The organism is Mesorhizobium sp. WSM4808 (assembly GCF_055811675.1).
Window position 1 is genome coordinate 493,489 of the sequence record NZ_JBVVQX010000002.1, and the last position, 15,574, is coordinate 509,062.

Here is a 15,574-nt window from a genome sequence, read left to right on the forward strand (position 1 = left end):
CATATGACTGTAAGCCGGCTTGAGCGGCCGGTAGCAGAGAATATTTTCTTCGCCTTAACCTGCGATCCTGGAGAAATCCGCGACCTGACCGGTGGCCGCGCGGATGCGGGCGAGCAGCGCCAGGCGGTTGGCACGCACCGCCTGATCCTCATCGTTTACGAGAACATGCTCAAAGAATGAATCAACCGGCTCGCGCAACACGCTAAGCGCCAGCAGGGCGCCGGAAAAGTCATCGTTTTGAATCGCTTCGCCGGCTTGCTTCTCAGCCTGATTCACCGCCGCAAACAGCGATTTCTCGGCATCCTCGCGAAACAGCGCCGGCTCAACGGTTTCGGCGACCGCCGTTTTCTTCTTCTCCTCGGCGGCCAGAATGTTGGCCGCACGCTTGGTGCCGGCGAGCAGGTTCTTACCGTCCTCCGTATCGAGGAAGGAGCCCAGCGCCTCGACCCGGCGCACGATCTGCAGGAGATCGTCGGACCGCGATTGGCCAATCTCCCCCCTTGTGGGGGAGATGCCCGGCAGGGCAGAGGGGGGCGCTTCGCGCTGAGAGGTCGGCGGGACAGCGCCCCGCTCTGTCGGCTTCGCCGACATCTCCCCCTCTAGGGGGGAGATGGGGCGCGAACCTGCCGCCAACACCGCATCGATGAGATCATGCCGTGCGCCCTGGTCACGGAGATAGACCTTCAGGCGGTCGTGGAAGAAGGCGAGGAGGTCGGAAGCCGTCCCGACAATGGATATCAGCGCCAGTCGAATATTATTCTCGACCAATATTCTAACAACCCCGAGCGCGGCCCGCCGCAACGCATAAGGGTCCTTCGACCCTGTCGGCTTTTCGTCGATCGCCCAGAAGCCGACCAGTGTATCCAGCTTGTCGGCGAGCGCGACAGCGACCGACACCGGATCGCTCGGTACGCGATCGGACGGGCCCTGCGGCTTGTAGTGTTCCTCCGCTGCAGCGGCGACCGATGCATGCTCGCCCTGAAGCAGCGCATATTTGCGGCCCATGGCACCCTGCAGTTCCGGAAACTCGCCGACGACTTCGGTGGTGAGATCGGCCTTGGCGAGAACCGCGGCACGACCTGCGAGCGCGATAATCTCCCCCCTCGAGGGGGAGATGTCGCCGAAGGCGACAGAGGGGGTCGGCACGACCGGACGCGACTCCCTTTCGCTGACAGAGGACGCCGGCGCTTCACGCGCGGCGACCCCCTCTGGCCTGCCGGCCATCTCCCTCTCAAGGGGGGAGATTGACTCCGCCACGATCGGCGCCAGTTCTTCCGCCAATCGCTTGATCCGCTCCACCCGTTCGCCCTGCGTGCCGAGCTTGGCGTGGAAAGTCACGCCGAGATGGTCGAGCCGGGCCATGCGCTGGTCGAGCGGCTTCTTGAGATCAAGCCCGAATTTTTCCGCCGATGCCTCGAGCTCAGCCAGGTCAGGCAAATCGCCCTGGTCGGTCGTCCAGAAATAAAGCGCGTCGGACAGGCGGGCGCGCACCACCTTGCCGTTGCCGTGGGCGATCTCCTTGCCGCCATCCTTCGCTTCGATATTGGCGGTGAGGATGAAGCGGCTGGAAAGCGCGTCGTCGACACCCTGCGGCCGCGTCACAAAGCACTTCTGATTGGCGCGGATGGTCAGTCGGATCACTTCGGCTGGAATGGCCAGGAATGCCTCCTCGAACTCGCCCATCAGCACGACAGGCCATTCGACCAGCCCGGACACCTCCTCCAGCAGCCCGTCGTCCTCGACCAGGTCAAGCCCGTTGGCGAAGGCGAGATTGCGGGCATCGGCAAGGATGATCTCCTTGCGCCGATCAGCATCGAGCACGACCTTGGCCGCTTCCAGCTTGGAAACATAGTCGTCGAAGCGGCGTACCGTGATGGCGTCAGGCGCATGAAAACGGTGGCCATAGGTGGTGTTGCCGGAGCGGATACCGTCGATCTCGAAATCGACCACGACAGGCTCCTCGGTCTCCGGGCCGAAGGTGCACAGGATCGATTGCAGCGGCCGTACCCAGCGCAGCGAGCCTGGCTTGGCCGAGGCCGGTCCCCAGCGCATCGATTTCGGCCACGGGAAATTGCGGATGATCCCCGGCACCAGTTCGGCGATGATCTCTTCCGCCGCCCTGCCCGGCCTCGAAATGTGGGCGACATAAAAATCGCCCTTCTTCGGGTCGGAATGGACATGGGCCTCGGCGATCGAGGAAAGTCCGGCCTTGCGCAGGAATCCCTGGACCGCCTGTTCAGGCGCCGATGTCGAAGGCCCCTTGATCTCTTCGCTTATATCCTTCGAGCGCGCGGTGAGACCCCTGATATCGAGCGTCAGCCGGCGTGGCGTCCAGTACTCGCGCGCCGCTTCATAGGTCAGCCCCGCCTCGACCAGACCGTCGGTCAGCATCTTCCTGAGATCACCCGCCGCCTTGCGCTGCATGCGGGCAGGAATCTCTTCCGAGCGGAGTTCTAGAAGCAGGTCAGGCATGGATGGGGCTCACGCGGCAAAATGGTCCGGGCGGGGGCATAGCAACTCGGCTGGCCGCTGTCACCCTTTCCGCGCGGGGATCGCCGATTTGCGCCCGTTTCCAGAAATTTTGGCCGCCCTGTCGGGACAAGACCGCGCCACCCGTCCTTGGATCAAAGATTTCCATGAACCGAACGCAGCGCTGAAGCGACCCACGCTCAGGCAGGAAACTATTGGCTCAACGACCATGAAAACGGCATCCAGACTTCTGCAGATCCTCGCGCTCGGCGCCTGCTTCACGGCGCAGGCTCACGGTGCCTTCTCGATGCCGGGCGTTCGACAGGCATTGCGCACGATCGACGGTGCCGGCGGTCAGGCCGTACCGCCGATCAACGTTTCCCTCGAGATGATGAAGCGGGCCTGAAGCTCAGGCCGCCAAGCCACCCGCCTGCGTCTTCAAAAACGCTTCGCCGCAGGCCTTGGCCAGATTGCGCACCCGCAGGATGTAGCTCTGCCGCTCGGTGACCGAAATCACGCCGCGTGCGTCGAGCAGGTTGAAGACATGGCTGGCCTTGATGCACTGGTCGTAGGCCGGGAAAACCATGCGGTGCATCGGCAGATTGTCGTTCGATGCCGGCGCGCCGGCGTCGAGCAGCGCCTTGCACTCGGCCTCGGCGTCCTCGAAGTGGCGCAGAAGCATCGCCGTGTTGGCGTGTTCGAAGTTGTGGCGCGAATATTCCTGCTCGGCCTGCAGGAAGACATCGCCGTAGGTGACCTTGTCGGCGCCTTCGCGGCCGTTGAAATTGAGGTCGTAGACATTGTCGACGCCCTGCACATACATGGCCAGACGCTCCAGCCCGTAGGTGAGTTCGCCGGCCACCGGCGCGCACTCGATGCCGCAGACCTGCTGGAAGTAGGTGAACTGCGAGACTTCCATGCCGTCGCACCAGCATTCCCAGCCGAGACCCCAGGCGCCCAGCGTCGGGCTTTCCCAATCGTCCTCGACGAAGCGGATGTCGTGCAGCAGCGGATCGACGCCGATCGCCGCCAGCGAGCCGAGATAGAGTTCCTGCAAATTGGGCGGGTTCGGCTTCAGGATCACCTGGTATTGGTAATAATGCTGCAGCCGGTTCGGGTTCTCGCCATAACGCCCGTCCTTGGGACGACGCGAAGGCTGGACATAGGCAGCGTTCCAGCGTTTTGGGCCGAGCGCGCGCAGCGTCGTTGCCGGATGAAAGGTGCCGGCGCCGACTTCCATGTCGTAGGGTTGCAGGATGACGCAGCCATAGGCCGCCCAATAGTTGTGCAAGGTCAGGATCAGCCCCTGGAACGAGCGGCTGGGATGCATATGGGCGGGGATTTCAATTGTCACGGATGGCCTCGACAGCACAGGCTAGCTTGCCGGCACGTCCTAGAGACCCGGCAGCAAAGCGTCAAGCAAAGCACGCCGATGCGGTCGCGCCGACAGCTTTGCAGGGGCTGGCCCATTGCCCATCTCTCGGGCCTGCGCTCTGTTCGCCTGTGCAGCAACGACAACAGGTTTCAGCCATGCCCAGCCCGATCGTCATCCGCCCTGTCGCGCGACAGGATTTCGAGCAATGGCTGCCGCTGTGGGACGGCTACAATGCATTTTATGGCCGCTCGGGCGAAACCGCCCTGCCGGGAGAGATCACCCAGATGACATGGTCTCGTTTCTTCGATGCCTATGAGCCGGTCCACGCGCTGGTAGCCGAAGGCGAGGGACAGCTTCTCGGCCTCGTGCACTATCTCTTCCATCGCAGCACCACGGCGATCGCGCCGAATTGCTATCTGCAGGACCTTTTCACCACGCAGGCCTCGCGTGGCAAAGGCATCGGACGGGCGCTGATCGAGGGCGTTTACGAGCGCGCGCAGGCGGCCGGCTCAGGCCGGGTGTACTGGCTGACGCATGAGACCAATCACACGGCGATGAAGCTTTACGACAAGGTCGCCGAACACTCCGGCTTCGTCGTCTATCGCAAGCTCTTCTGAGGCAGCCAGCCGAATACGGTTCAAACGAAAACGGGACTCCGAAAAGAGCCCCGTTCGCCTTGAATTCAAATGGCTGACGTCACCCCTTCGGGGCGGGCACCGGCTCTGGCTTGACCTTCGGAGTTTCCTGCGCCGTGTTGGACTCGATCGGCGGCAGGCCCTTCATCAGCTTCTGCTGCAATTTGGCCAGCACATCGGGATCCGGCTTCAGGTCGCGAGCCTGGTTCCACTGGAAGGTGGCTTCCAGCTTGCGGCCGACGCGCCAGTAGGCGTCGCCGAGGTGATCGTTGAGAACCGGATCTTCCGGCTTCAGCGACACGGCGCGTTCCATTTCGCGCACCGCGTCATCGAACCTGCCGAGGCGGAAATAGGCCCAACCCAGCGAATCGACGATGTAACCGTCGCTCGGCCTGAGGTCGACGGCCTTTTGAATCATCGCCAGGCCTTCCTTGAGGTTCATGTTCATGTCGACCCAGGAATAGCCGAGATAGTTCAGCACCTGCGGCTGGTCGGGGAACAGTTCCAGCGCCTTGCGGAAGTTCGGCTCGGCCTTGGGCCATTCCTTCAGACGCTCATAAGCGATGCCGCGCTGGTAGAAGATGTTCCAGTTGGCCGCGGTCGGCGCCTTCAGCACCTCGACGGCCTTATCGTAGAGAGTGGCGGCCGAACGGAAATCGTCCTTCGAGGAATAGACGCCGCCGAGCGCCAGATAGGCGCGCATGTCATTGGGATGGGCGTCGACCAAGGCTTTCAGATGGGTGATCGCTTCTTCGTGACGGTCGAGATCGGCAAGATTGAGGCCGAGTTGCAGGTCCGAAAGCTCCTTCAGCGGCGAAGCGGCGGGAATCCGGCGATAGAGCGCGATGGCACCTTCGCCGTCCTTCAATTGCTCGGACACGGCGGCGAGTTGCACAAGGGCAGCGTCGCTGTCAGGCTTCAAAGCAAGCGCATATTGCAGATAGAGGCGCACGAACGGCTCGCCGCCGCCACGGTTGAGCGCGGTGGCGAGGTCGAGCAGGATTTCGGAGGCGCCATCGGATGGGCCGGCAACCAGCGGCGCAATCCTGTCGCCTTTTGCAATTCGGTCGCGCAAGGCGACGATTTCCAGCTTGCCCGGCGAAAACGCCTCGGCCTGGTCGAGCACCGACAGCGCCTTGGACTTGTCGCCCTTGCGGACCAGGAACGAGGCGTAGGCCTGGGCATTGCGCATCCAGGTTTCGGGAGCGGCACCGCCGGCGGCGGTATCCTGCATGGTCGCGGCATAGATCGCCTCGGCCTTTTCGGGCATGCCGGATGCATCAGCGATCAGGGCGCGGTGGAACGACTTGAACAGGCCGAACCAATCCGGCCCCTGCAGCTTGTCGATGGACGCCATCGCATCGGCAGGCTCTCCGGCGCCTTGCTGCGCCCAGCCGGACATCACGCCGGAGATCAACCGGTCGAGATCGGATTCCAGCGACAGCTTGAGCCAGTACTGCGCCTTGGTGAAATCCTTCTTGTGGAAGGAATCGACGGCGAGCGCCAAGCGCGAGAAACGCTCGACGTCAGGCACTTCCTTGAGCTTGTCGGCATAGACCAGGGATTCGTCGAAGCGCCCTTGCGCGATCAGCGACAGCATCAGGCTCTGCTGCAGGCCGGTGTCGCTCGGGTCGAAGGCCAATGCTTGCTTGTAGTAGGCGATGGCGCTGTCGAGGTCGTTGTCGCCCTCGGCGACCCGGGCCGCCAGATAAGCGCCCGAAAACGACGTGATCTTGACCGGTTCGGTGGTTTGCTTGGCATAGGCCGGCAAAGCCGAGATCGCCATGCCGGTCACAATTGCCAGCCTTGTCAGCCAGCGCGCACGTCCTTGCCGCATCATATCCCTTTCAGCCAGGCGCCATCTCCGCATCAGCGGGATCGGCGTAGACTCGATCTTTCCAGGCAAAGCATGGCCTTTTTGGGGTCGCGCTTCAATCCGCCTCGAATTCACAATCCGGGCACCCGATTAACAAATCATGGCGACAGGCACCAGTTTTCCGGTCTTGAATTTTCGGTGTTGGCCCTGCGCGGCGCCGAAGATATCGCAGATTCGACCCTTGAGCTCGGCTTCGACCGCTAAGGCTCGGGGCCAATATCAACCCTCGGCTGGCGCGGCGGACCGCTGCACCAGCGTGTCGCTGTATCCACCGGCCGCTATCGTGCTGCACAGTTCGTTCCATTCGCAGCCGCCGCAGGCCTTGCGTACAAGGCCAGCCGAAAACGCCTGCCGCATCCGGGCCAAGGTCCCCGTGTCGAGATCGAGGTGGGTGCCGACCCGGATTGGCCGCGCCAGCAATTCCTCTACATCCAGCCCGGCGAGCCGGTCCCGCTCGACGACGCTCTCGTTGAGGCAGTGAGGTTCCGGCTCGTCGAGCAATGGAGCGCAGACATCGTCGGGGCCGGAAACGAGGAGGATGTCCTCGCCCCGGCTCAGGCGCTCCGCGACGCGATCATAATTGGCGGTGAAGGCGGGGCTGTATCCCTTGCCCACATAGGTGAGCAGGCAAAGGAGATGATGGGCGCGCAGCCTGATCGTCACGGATTGGCCGGCTTGGCCTTGCCGCCGGGAAAGGCCATGAGGGTCGCGGCACCCAGCGCTGACTTGAGCAAGCCGCCGACGATGAACGGCAGGAAGCCGAAGGTAACGGCCTGTTCGGCTCCAATCACGACGGCAAGCCATGCTGTGCCCAGCACAAGGCAGGCAAGGTTGCCAAGCAGCATGGCGACAAAGGCAAGCATCACCCTTTTGCCGTTCCAGCCGCGTTCTGCCAGCCAGCCGACCAAGGCGCCGACAAGCGGGAAGGCGAAGAGATAGCCAGCCGTCGGCCCGACGAAATGCGCCGCACCCGCTGCCCCTCCGGACAGAACCGGAAAGCCGACCGCACCCTCGACCAGCCAGGCGACGATGGTGAGCGCGCCAAGCCGCCAGCCATAGAGCGCGCCGACCAATGTCACGGCGAAGGTCTGCATGGTCACCGGGACCGGCACCATCGGCACTTCGATGTAGGACGCCAGCGCCAGGAACAGGGTGCCAAGCACGACGGCTCCAACCTGCCAGGCAAGAGAACGATCCTGGAGCCGGAGCGGACTGAACGACGGCTTGCCGGGGGAGAATGCGACGTCTGTCATTGGGATTCCTTTGATCGATTGAAAATTATAGATAATTTCTCTTTCCGATCTATTATCGAATCCACACTTCCCTGGAGATTGCAAGCCCTGGCTTTGGCGGAGGCCGACTAACCTACGATGGCAAAAGCTTCGCGCGTCGTCCCGGAGGCCGTCCTGACCGGCTTACGGCCAATCCATTGGACGTGCCGCCCCAGTGTGACGGCCGCGGATTCGGTGTTTCCCTGCCGCAAGGCGGAGAGGATCGCGCGATGGTCCTGATCGGTGCGCGTCTCCCACTCCGAGCGCCATGCCGCGAACAGGAAACGGGCGCTTGCCGCGTGCAGGTCGTCGATGGTGGCGAGCAGGCGCGGCATGCCGCATGGCGCCAGGATCAAGCGGTGGAAGGCGCGGTTGGCCTCTTCCCACGACCTGACATCGCGGGACTTGTCGCCGGCCTTGGTCGCCTCCTCGGCGAGATCGAGAATGGCCGATGTCAGGTGCGGCGCGGCGTGGCGCAGCGCCAGCACTTCAAGGGCGGCGCGCATTTCGGCGACTTCCTTGACCTCGCCCAGATCAAAAGACGCGACGCGCACGCCGCGCCGCGGCTCGCCGATGGCCAGCCCTTGCGCCTCGAGGCGGCGGAAGGCCTCGCGTACGGGAACATGGCTGGTTTGGAATTCCTCGGCGATATGATCCTGCCGAAGCCTGGCCCCCGGCTCGATCGCGCCGGAGATGATGCGGTCCGCCAGCACCTTGCTGATGCGCACCGCGATGGTGTCGTCTGTGCCCTTTGCCATGTTTATAGATAATTTGCGGCAGGGCAGCTTGTCGAGCCAATTGCAGTCGAAATCGCGAGGCGCCAGAAGCAAGACTCAAGGCTGTGAGACGAAACCGTCGAGCGCAGGCATCGCCACGGTGACCAGGTCATGCAGCCGCTTCTTCGGCACCCCGTCGCGCGCCTGCACTGAGAGGCCAAACAACAGCGTGATGTAGTAGTCGCCAAGCGCTTCCGGATCGGTATCCGGCTTGAGGTCGCCGTCGCGAACACCCTTTCTCAGGCGCTCCACAATCAATGCATTGCGCGCCAGTCGGCGCTCGGCCAGCCAATGCAGCACGCCGTCATTTTCGGTAGCGCAGTTGGTGGCGGCCGAGACAACCATGCAGCCCTTCGGCAGATCCGGCCTTGTGTAGATATCGATCGCATCGCGCAGCAGCCGCTCGACAAACCGCCGAGCGGTTGGTTCTTCGGCAAGGGCACCGGTGGCGAAGCTTCCTTCGCTGGTTTCGTAGAGAACAACGGCTTCGCGAAACAGATCCTCCTTCGAGCCAAAGGCGGCATAGATGCGCGCCGAGGCCAGGCCAAGCATGGAGACGAGGTCGGCCATCGAGGTGCCCTCGTAGCCGCGCATCCAGAAGGCATCGCGCGCTTTCTGCAGAGCCTGGGCTCTGTCGAACTCCCTTGGCCGTCCCGCCATCGCAACCTCCATTTCTTTATCGATCCACAAATAATCCGCTTGACTCAAGATTGCAAATTCAATTCTTTGTCGATCGATAAAGAATCGAAAGGAGACTGGCATGAGTTCACTCGATCAAGGGCTGCCATTCGGCGCCACTGCGACACAGGGAGGGATTGGCGCGAAGCGCGGCGCCACGCTGGCATTGCTCGCCTTCGCCCAGCTTATCATCGCTCTCGACATCAACATCGTCTTCGTGGCGCTGCCCGAAATCGGGGCTGGGCTGGGCTTTTCCGGCCAGACCTTGCAATGGGTGGTGAGCGCCTACACCGTGTTTACCGGCGGTTTTCTGCTGTTCGGCGGCCGCGCCGCCGACCTTATCGGTCAGCGCCGCATCTTCATCTTCGCGCTCTGGCTCTATGCGCTTTCGTCGCTGGTCGGCGGCCTCGCCTGGTCGCCGGAAATCATCATCGCTGCGCGTGCCGTGCAAGGCATCGGCGGCGCTTTCCTGTTCCCGGCGACGCTCTCGCTGATCAACCGCCTGTTTGCCGAAGGACCGGAACGCAACAGGGCGCTGGCGGTGTGGGGCGGTGCCGGCGCGAGCGGCCTTACCCTTGGCTCACTGGCCGGTGGAATCCTGACAGGCGCCTTCGGCTGGTCGTCGGTCTTCTACGTCAATGTGCTGCTGGCTGGCATCGCCATCATCGCCGCATTTGCCATCATTCCGCGCGATCCCAAGCGGCACCAGCACCGCAACTTCGATCTGCCGGGCGCGCTGACCGTCACCGCAGGCGCCACATTGCTGGTCTTCACGCTGGTCCAGGGACCTGAATATGGCTGGGGTTCGCCAGCGATCATCGCCAGCGCCGCACTGGCAGCGATCTTCATTATCGCCTTCGCGCTGATTGAGGCGAAGAGCGCTGACCCGCTGATGCCGCTGCGGCTGTTCCGCAATCGCAGCCTCGTCGCCGGCATGACGATCACCTTCCTGTTCATGGGAACGTTCGGAGCCCTGCCCTATTTCCTGACCGTGCTGTTGCAGACCGTACATGGCTTCACCGCCCTGCAAACAGGCCTGGCGTTCCTGGTGCCGTCGATCGCCATCGCCGCCGGCACGCAGCTTGGTGAACGCCTGGCGACGCGCTTTTCTACACGCTCGACCCTGGTCGGCGGCATGATAGTCGGCGCAGCCGGCACAGCGCTGATGGTCCTTGGAGCATCAGCCGACAGCAGCTATGCCGCCATCGTTCCCGGCCTGATCATCTCCGGTGTCGGACAGGGCATCGTCTGGACCGCCATGTGGATCGCGGCCGCGTCGGGCGTGGCACACGACGAACAGGGCGTTGCCTCGGGAATGGCCTGCACGACGCTCAACATCGGCAACGCGATCGGCATGGCAACATTGATCGCGATCGCCAACAGCCATGTCGGCGGATTGACTGGCGATGCACTGAAGGCCGCGATCGCCGACGGCATACAGATCGCCTTCTGGCTGGCGGCGGCGGGCATCTTTGTCAGCCTGCTGGCCGCGTTCGCTTTGCCGGGAAAGGCGAAGCAGCGGGCAACCGGGTGACGCCGCTCAGTTCACCCGGCTGATGCAGAAATCGATGACGTCGATCAGCGCCGATTTCTGCGGCGTCGCTTCCAGCGGCGCCAGCGCGTCGCGGGCGATCTCGCCGAAATGGCGGGCGCGCCCGATCGTGTCGGCAATAGCGCCATGGCGGGTCATCAGGCCGATCGCCTTTTCCAGGCCGGCGTCATCGGTGACATTGTCCTCGATGGCGCGCTTCCAGAAAGTGCGCTCGGCCTTGGTGCCGCGCCGATAGGCGAGAATGACCGGCAAGGTCACCTTGCCTTCGCGGAAATCGTCGCCGACATTCTTGCCGAGATCCTTGCTGGTGCCGCCATAGTCCAGCGCGTCGTCGATCAGCTGGAAGGCAAGGCCGAGATTCATGCCGTAGGAGCGCAGCGCCGCACGATCGTTGCGGGTCGCCTGGGCAATGACGGGCCCGACCTCGGCAGCAGCCGAAAAAAGTGCGGCGGTCTTGGCCTTGATGACGGCGAAATGCTCGTCCTCGGTGGTTTCGAGGTTCTTGGCGGCGGCAAGCTGCATAACCTCGCCCTCGGCGATGATCGAGGCAGCACTCGACAGGATATCGAGCGCTTCGAGCGAGCCGACATCGACCATCATGCGGAAAGCCTGGCCGAGCAGGAAGTCGCCGACCAGCACGCTTGCCTGGTTGCCCCAGATCATGCGGGCGGTCTTCTTGCCGCGCCGCATGCCGCTCTCGTCGACGACATCGTCGTGCAGCAGCGTCGCCGTGTGCATGAATTCGACGGAGGTGGCGAGCTTGACGTGGCCTTCGCCGGCATAGCCGAACATCTGCGCGGCGGCCAGCGTCAGCATCGGCCGCAGCCGTTTGCCGCCGGACGAGATCAGATGATTGGCGACCTCCGGGATCATCTCGACGTCGGAGCCGGCCTTGGACAGGATCAATTCATTGACGCGCCCCATATCGGCCGCTGTCAGATCGATCAGATCCTTGATGGAGGCAGGCTCCCGCTTCCCGTTTTCGATGTTGAGAACGACACCCACGACAATCACTCCCGTCTTGGTATAGAGCGTGCGACGGCACCCTTAGTCCCTGCATGGACTCTAGGGCGGCGGACATGGCCACGGCAAGTGGCGAATTGGCGCGGCGTCGATGACGGAATGTCAACGACCACAGAGGGAACGGGGCTCTGCCTCGGAATCCCCTGCCCGTTTACATCAATAGCGCAAACTGCGAGTTTCATACGATGATAGAACTTGTCCGCACCAACGATGCCGTGATCATCTCCTTTGTGGAATCGCTGATGCGCGACGCCGGCATCGCCTGCTTTGTCGCCGATCAGAATATGAGCATTCTCGAAGGATCGATCGGTCTTTTGCAGAAACGCGTCATGGTCGACGCCGACCAGGCCGACGCGGCACGGCGCATCCTCAGGGATGCCGGTATCGCCAACGAGATCCGCGGAAAATAATGTCCGCCGCGCCCGCCGCCCTTGTTCCGGACACGCCGGCCCATACGGTCGACGCTTTCCATCGCGGCCGGTTCTGGCTCGTCCAGCCCAAGCAGGGCGGCCATCGCGCCGGCATGGATGCGATGATGCTGGCGGCATCCGTGCCATCGACCTTTGGCGGGCGCCTGGCCGATTTCGGCGCGGGAGCCGGAGCTGCCGGACTGGCGGTGCTGTCACGCTGCCCGGCGGCACAGGCGGTGCTTGTCGAACGAGCGCCGGAAATGGCGGCCTTCGCGGCGGCGACGCTTGCCCATCCCGGCAATGCCCATCTCAGCGATCGCGCATCCGTGCTGGTCGCCAATGTCACCGTATCGGGCCGGGCGCGGGCGGCCGCCGGCCTCGCCGACAACGACTTCGACTTCGTCATCATGAACCCGCCTTTCAATGCCCCCCGGGACCGCGCCACATCGGATCGCCTGCGAAAGGAAGCCCATGTCATGGAGGACGGGCTGTTCGAGAGCTGGATCAGAAGTGCGGCGGCGGTGGTGAGGCCGCGCGGCGGGCTCGCCGTAATCGCCCGGCCCGAACAGCTCGGCGCCATTCTCGATGCGATCGCCGGCCGCTTCGGCGATGCCGAGATGCTCGCCGTCCACCCTCGTCCCGATGCGGCGGCGATCCGCATCGTCGTGCGGGCAGCGCTCGGGGCGCGGGGAAAGCTTGCCATACGCCCGCCCCTAATGCTCCACACGCAGTCAGGCAACGGCCCCGACGAGCGCAGCGAAATGATCACCAACGGCCTCGCCTCGCTGTTCGGAGATTGAGCTATTCTGCCCGGCGACATTGCCGTTGGCCGGGAAATCCCTACATGCCTGCAACCCACCGACCGGAGACCGCGCCCTCGTGAAACGCCTTATCAACCGCCTGCTGCCGAAATCCTGGCGCTCCACCGTCGTCACCATTCCGGTCATCCGGCTGCACGGCACCATCATGGCAGGCGGTGGCCAGTTTCGGCCGAGCCTGTCGCTGGCTTCCACCGCCGGCCTCATCGAGAAGGCGTTCTCCTACGACGCGCCGGCGGTCGCCATCTCGATCAATTCGCCGGGCGGCTCGCCGGTGCAGTCTCGGCTGATCTTCAAGCGCATCCGTGACCTGGCCACGGAAAAGAACAAAAAGGTACTGGTCTTCGTCGAGGATGTCGCGGCGTCGGGCGGCTACATGATCGCGGTCGCTGGCGACGAGATCTTCGCCGATCCGTCGTCCATCGTCGGTTCGATCGGCGTGGTATCGGCCTCGTTCGGCTTCCCTGAACTGATGAAAAAGATCGGTGTCGAGCGCCGTGTCCACACCGCCGGCCAGAACAAGGCGGTGCTCGATCCGTTCAAGCCCGAGAAGAAGGAAGATGTCGAACGGCTGAAGGCGCTGCAGCTCGAGGTGCACGCAACCTTCATCGACCTCGTCAAGGAGCGGCGCGGCACGAAACTGAAGGACGACCCGGACCTGTTCACCGGCCTGTTCTGGACAGGCATCAAGGGCCTCGAACTCGGTCTGGTCGATGCGCTCGGCGACATGCGCACTGTGCTCAAGACCCGTTTCGGGGCGAAAACCCAGCTCAGGCTGATCACGACACCGCGCGGTTTTCTTAGCCGCTTCGGCCTGTTCGGCTCAAGCAAGGGCTTTTCAGCGCCCGATATCGTAGCCGCTGCCGCCAGCGGCGTGATCGATGCGGCGGAAGAGCGCGCATTGTGGTCTCGCTTCGGGCTTTGAAAACCCGGCAAAACCGTCTAGCATGAGAGCTTAACCGACCCGACCGGCCGCCTTCGCCGGCCCAGCGTGGGAGGAGTTTTGGCATGCCGCAGATCATTTTCTTCGCCGTCGTTGGCGTCGCCGCCTATTTCGGCTACCGCACCTTCATTAGGGAAGCCGAGCGCGTGACCGCCAAGGTGCGGCGTACCGAAAAGCAGACGGCCAACGGCGCGATGGGCACTTTGGTCAAGGATCCGAAGACCGGCGAATACCGGCTGGCCAAGGACTGAGCATCATCCCGCAGACGATTGTGGACACCGACATCGGGTCGCGTAGCTGGCACGCGCACGCCAAGATCAATCTTGCGCTGCATGTCACCGGCAGGCGGCCTGACGGCTATCACCTGATCGAAAGCCTGGCGGTGTTCACACGGTTTGGCGACAGGGTCGAAATCGCGCCCGCCGACAGCGATGAATTTACCGTGTCCGGCCGTTACGCCTCGGCCGTTCCTCTCGACGCCAGCAATCTGGTGCCTAGGGCGCGCGATGCCCTGCGACAGGCGGCCGGGCACGAGAGAACACCGCCGGTCGCCATCCGGCTGGAAAAGAACTTGCCTGTTGCCTCCGGCGTCGGCGGCGGTTCGAGCGACGCGGCGACGGTGCTGCGCGGGCTGGTGGAGACATGGGGCCTGGATATCGATGGCGCAGAGCTGGCGCGGATCGGCCTTTCGCTTGGCGCCGATGTTCCGATGTGCCTGGCAGCCAGGCCGCTCGTCGCACGCGGCATCGGTGACGAGCTGTCGATGGTGCCGGATTTCTCGGCGCTTGGGCTGGTGCTGGTCAATCCAGGCATGCCGGTCTCGACGGCCGAGGTCTTCGCAGCGCTTTCGCGTCGTGACAACGAAGCCTTGCCGCCGCTGCCGCGCAGCATCGATTTCCACAGCCTGCGCAACTGGCTGGAGATCACCCGCAACGATCTCGAGCCCGCCGCGCTGGCGATGCAGCCCGCGATCGGCAGGGCACTTTCCTGGCTGAACAAGGCTGGATCGGGTTTTTCACGAATGTCCGGGTCCGGCGCCACCTGCTTCGGCCTGTTCGAGACCGGCAATGTCGCCAAGCGCGCAGCCGCCGAGATCCGCGGCCGCCAGCCCGACTGGTTCGTTGCCGCGACGCGCAGCATCGCATCGGAGGGAGCTGATGGCCAGAATTGACGAGAGCCGCTCCTTCATTCCCGTGCGCATCGCGGTGCTGACCGTTTCAGATACGCGCAGCCTCGCCGACGACAAATCTGGCCAGACGCTGGCTGACCGCATCACCGAGGCCGGCCACATCCTGGCGGCCCGCAATATCGTCACCGACGACCGTGAGAAAATCCGCGACACGGTTCTGGCGTGGTCGCGGGACAAGAATATCGATGTCGTCATCACCACCGGCGGCACTGGCTTCACCGGTCGTGACGTGACGCCGGACGCGCTGGAGCCGATCTTCGAAAAGCGCATGGACGGCTTTTCGGAAGTGTTCCACCGGATTTCCTACGACAAGATCGGCACCTCGACGATCCAGAGCCGGGCGACCGGCGGCGTCGTCAACGCCACCTTCGTCTTCGTGCTGCCGGGTTCGCCAGGCGCCTGCAAGGACGCGTGGGACGGCATCCTGAAAGCGCAGCTCGACTACCGGCACACGCCATGCAACTTCGTCGAGATCATGCCGCGCCTGGACGAGCATTTGCGGCGCGGCAAATCGGCTCCGTAAAAGCCGAGGCAAAGCGCCGGTTCCACGCCGCGTTCG

17 protein-coding genes are annotated in these 15,574 nt (G+C 63.6%); 9 read left to right on the forward strand and 8 right to left on the reverse strand.

Annotated features, from left to right (window positions below; translation table 11 throughout):
• Nucleotides 1-54: 54 nt before the first annotated feature.
• Nucleotides 55-2,472: a glycine--tRNA ligase subunit beta gene (glyS, locus tag AC0L2U_RS05095; protein ID WP_473601514.1), complete on the reverse strand. Its 2,418-nt coding sequence runs from the start codon at nucleotides 2,470-2,472 to the stop codon at nucleotides 55-57.
• Nucleotides 2,473-2,560: 88 nt separating this feature from the next.
• Here glyS and AC0L2U_RS05100 point away from each other — a divergent pair, with 88 nt between their 5' ends.
• Nucleotides 2,561-2,875 (forward strand): hypothetical protein, encoded by a 315-nt coding sequence (locus tag AC0L2U_RS05100; protein ID WP_127270002.1) that lies wholly within the window; start codon nucleotides 2,561-2,563, stop codon nucleotides 2,873-2,875.
• Nucleotides 2,876-2,878: 3 nt separating this feature from the next.
• Here the strand turns inward: AC0L2U_RS05100 and AC0L2U_RS05105 are convergent, their stop codons facing one another.
• Nucleotides 2,879-3,799, reverse strand: coding sequence for a glycine--tRNA ligase subunit alpha (locus AC0L2U_RS05105; protein WP_174800366.1), 921 nt, complete (start codon nucleotides 3,797-3,799; stop codon nucleotides 2,879-2,881).
• 200 nt (nucleotides 3,800-3,999) lie between these two features.
• On the opposite strand from AC0L2U_RS05105, the gene AC0L2U_RS05110 reads away from it, so the two are divergent.
• Nucleotides 4,000-4,461: a GNAT family N-acetyltransferase gene (locus tag AC0L2U_RS05110; RefSeq protein WP_023808656.1), complete on the forward strand. Its 462-nt coding sequence runs from the start codon at nucleotides 4,000-4,002 to the stop codon at nucleotides 4,459-4,461.
• 79 nt (nucleotides 4,462-4,540) lie between these two features.
• Here the strand turns inward: AC0L2U_RS05110 and AC0L2U_RS05115 are convergent, their stop codons facing one another.
• The 5 genes from AC0L2U_RS05115 to AC0L2U_RS05135 form a co-directional block, all read right to left on the reverse strand.
• Nucleotides 4,541-6,316: a tetratricopeptide repeat protein gene (locus tag AC0L2U_RS05115; RefSeq protein WP_473601515.1), complete on the reverse strand. Its 1,776-nt coding sequence runs from the start codon at nucleotides 6,314-6,316 to the stop codon at nucleotides 4,541-4,543.
• Nucleotides 6,317-6,574: 258 nt separating this feature from the next.
• Complete coding sequence (locus AC0L2U_RS05120; protein ID WP_127320253.1) at nucleotides 6,575-7,018, reverse strand: DUF1284 domain-containing protein; 444 nt, start codon at nucleotides 7,016-7,018, stop codon at nucleotides 6,575-6,577.
• Nucleotides 7,015-7,608 (reverse strand): biotin transporter BioY, encoded by a 594-nt coding sequence (locus AC0L2U_RS05125; protein WP_473601516.1) that lies wholly within the window; start codon nucleotides 7,606-7,608, stop codon nucleotides 7,015-7,017. Before AC0L2U_RS05125 ends, AC0L2U_RS05120 begins: the two co-directional genes overlap by 4 nt.
• Before the next feature lie 107 nt (nucleotides 7,609-7,715).
• A complete protein-coding gene (locus tag AC0L2U_RS05130; protein WP_027035987.1) occupies nucleotides 7,716-8,384 on the reverse strand; it encodes a GntR family transcriptional regulator in 669 nt (222 codons plus the stop codon).
• Nucleotides 8,385-8,459: 75 nt separating this feature from the next.
• Nucleotides 8,460-9,062 (reverse strand): TetR/AcrR family transcriptional regulator, encoded by a 603-nt coding sequence (locus tag AC0L2U_RS05135; protein WP_473601518.1) that lies wholly within the window; start codon nucleotides 9,060-9,062, stop codon nucleotides 8,460-8,462.
• A 100-nt stretch (nucleotides 9,063-9,162) separates the two neighbouring features.
• On the opposite strand from AC0L2U_RS05135, the gene AC0L2U_RS05140 reads away from it, so the two are divergent.
• Nucleotides 9,163-10,614 carry an MFS transporter gene (locus tag AC0L2U_RS05140; RefSeq protein WP_127268977.1) on the forward strand — a complete coding sequence of 484 codons (1,452 nt, stop codon included), beginning with the start codon at nucleotides 9,163-9,165 and terminating at the stop codon, nucleotides 10,612-10,614.
• A 6-nt stretch (nucleotides 10,615-10,620) separates the two neighbouring features.
• Here AC0L2U_RS05140 and AC0L2U_RS05145 read toward each other — a convergent pair whose 3' ends face one another.
• Nucleotides 10,621-11,637, reverse strand: coding sequence for a polyprenyl synthetase family protein (locus AC0L2U_RS05145; protein WP_127272280.1), 1,017 nt, complete (start codon nucleotides 11,635-11,637; stop codon nucleotides 10,621-10,623).
• 203 nt (nucleotides 11,638-11,840) lie between these two features.
• Here AC0L2U_RS05145 and AC0L2U_RS05150 point away from each other — a divergent pair, with 203 nt between their 5' ends.
• The 6 genes from AC0L2U_RS05150 to moaB all read left to right on the forward strand — a co-directional run bounded on the left by AC0L2U_RS05150 (nucleotide 11,841) and on the right by moaB (nucleotide 15,538).
• Nucleotides 11,841-12,065 carry a putative signal transducing protein gene (locus AC0L2U_RS05150; RefSeq protein ID WP_063167652.1) on the forward strand — a complete coding sequence of 75 codons (225 nt, stop codon included), beginning with the start codon at nucleotides 11,841-11,843 and terminating at the stop codon, nucleotides 12,063-12,065.
• The gene (locus AC0L2U_RS05155) at nucleotides 12,065-12,865 is read left to right on the forward strand and encodes a tRNA1(Val) (adenine(37)-N6)-methyltransferase (RefSeq protein ID WP_127811023.1); all 801 of its coding nucleotides are present in this window, start codon (nucleotides 12,065-12,067) and stop codon (nucleotides 12,863-12,865) included. The genes AC0L2U_RS05150 and AC0L2U_RS05155 overlap by 1 nt, the downstream gene beginning before the upstream one ends.
• Nucleotides 12,866-12,944: 79 nt before the next feature.
• Nucleotides 12,945-13,808, forward strand: a complete 864-nt coding sequence (locus AC0L2U_RS05160; RefSeq protein ID WP_127272776.1) for a S49 family peptidase — start codon at nucleotides 12,945-12,947, stop codon at nucleotides 13,806-13,808.
• A gap of 83 nt (nucleotides 13,809-13,891) precedes the next feature.
• Nucleotides 13,892-14,077 (forward strand): membrane protein, encoded by a 186-nt coding sequence (locus AC0L2U_RS05165; protein WP_013532834.1) that lies wholly within the window; start codon nucleotides 13,892-13,894, stop codon nucleotides 14,075-14,077.
• A gap of 20 nt (nucleotides 14,078-14,097) precedes the next feature.
• Entirely contained in the window at nucleotides 14,098-14,997 is a 900-nt protein-coding gene (locus AC0L2U_RS05170) for a 4-(cytidine 5'-diphospho)-2-C-methyl-D-erythritol kinase (RefSeq protein ID WP_473601519.1), read from the forward strand.
• On the forward strand, nucleotides 14,984-15,538 hold the full coding sequence (gene moaB / locus AC0L2U_RS05175; RefSeq protein WP_128289312.1) for a molybdenum cofactor biosynthesis protein B: 555 nt from the start codon (nucleotides 14,984-14,986) through the stop codon (nucleotides 15,536-15,538). Before AC0L2U_RS05170 ends, moaB begins: the two co-directional genes overlap by 14 nt.
• Nucleotides 15,539-15,574 lie beyond the last annotated feature (36 nt).

Coding starts and splice junctions, on each gene's coding strand:
- glyS (WP_473601514.1), bottom strand. CDS start 2,472: ATGCCTGACCTGCTTCTAGAACTCCGCTCGGAAGAGATTCCTGCCCGC.
- AC0L2U_RS05105 (WP_174800366.1), bottom strand. CDS start 3,799: ATGCATCCCAGCCGCTCGTTCCAGGGGCTGATCCTGACCTTGCACAAC.
- AC0L2U_RS05110 (WP_023808656.1), top strand. CDS start 4,000: ATGCCCAGCCCGATCGTCATCCGCCCTGTCGCGCGACAGGATTTCGAG.
- AC0L2U_RS05115 (WP_473601515.1), bottom strand. CDS start 6,316: ATGCGGCAAGGACGTGCGCGCTGGCTGACAAGGCTGGCAATTGTGACC.
- AC0L2U_RS05125 (WP_473601516.1), bottom strand. CDS start 7,608: ATGACAGACGTCGCATTCTCCCCCGGCAAGCCGTCGTTCAGTCCGCTC.
- AC0L2U_RS05130 (WP_027035987.1), bottom strand. CDS start 8,384: ATGGCAAAGGGCACAGACGACACCATCGCGGTGCGCATCAGCAAGGTG.
- AC0L2U_RS05135 (WP_473601518.1), bottom strand. CDS start 9,062: ATGGCGGGACGGCCAAGGGAGTTCGACAGAGCCCAGGCTCTGCAGAAA.
- AC0L2U_RS05140 (WP_127268977.1), top strand. CDS start 9,163: ATGAGTTCACTCGATCAAGGGCTGCCATTCGGCGCCACTGCGACACAG.
- AC0L2U_RS05150 (WP_063167652.1), top strand. CDS start 11,841: ATGATAGAACTTGTCCGCACCAACGATGCCGTGATCATCTCCTTTGTG.
- AC0L2U_RS05155 (WP_127811023.1), top strand. CDS start 12,065: ATGTCCGCCGCGCCCGCCGCCCTTGTTCCGGACACGCCGGCCCATACG.
- AC0L2U_RS05165 (WP_013532834.1), top strand. CDS start 13,892: ATGCCGCAGATCATTTTCTTCGCCGTCGTTGGCGTCGCCGCCTATTTC.
- moaB (WP_128289312.1), top strand. CDS start 14,984: ATGGCCAGAATTGACGAGAGCCGCTCCTTCATTCCCGTGCGCATCGCG.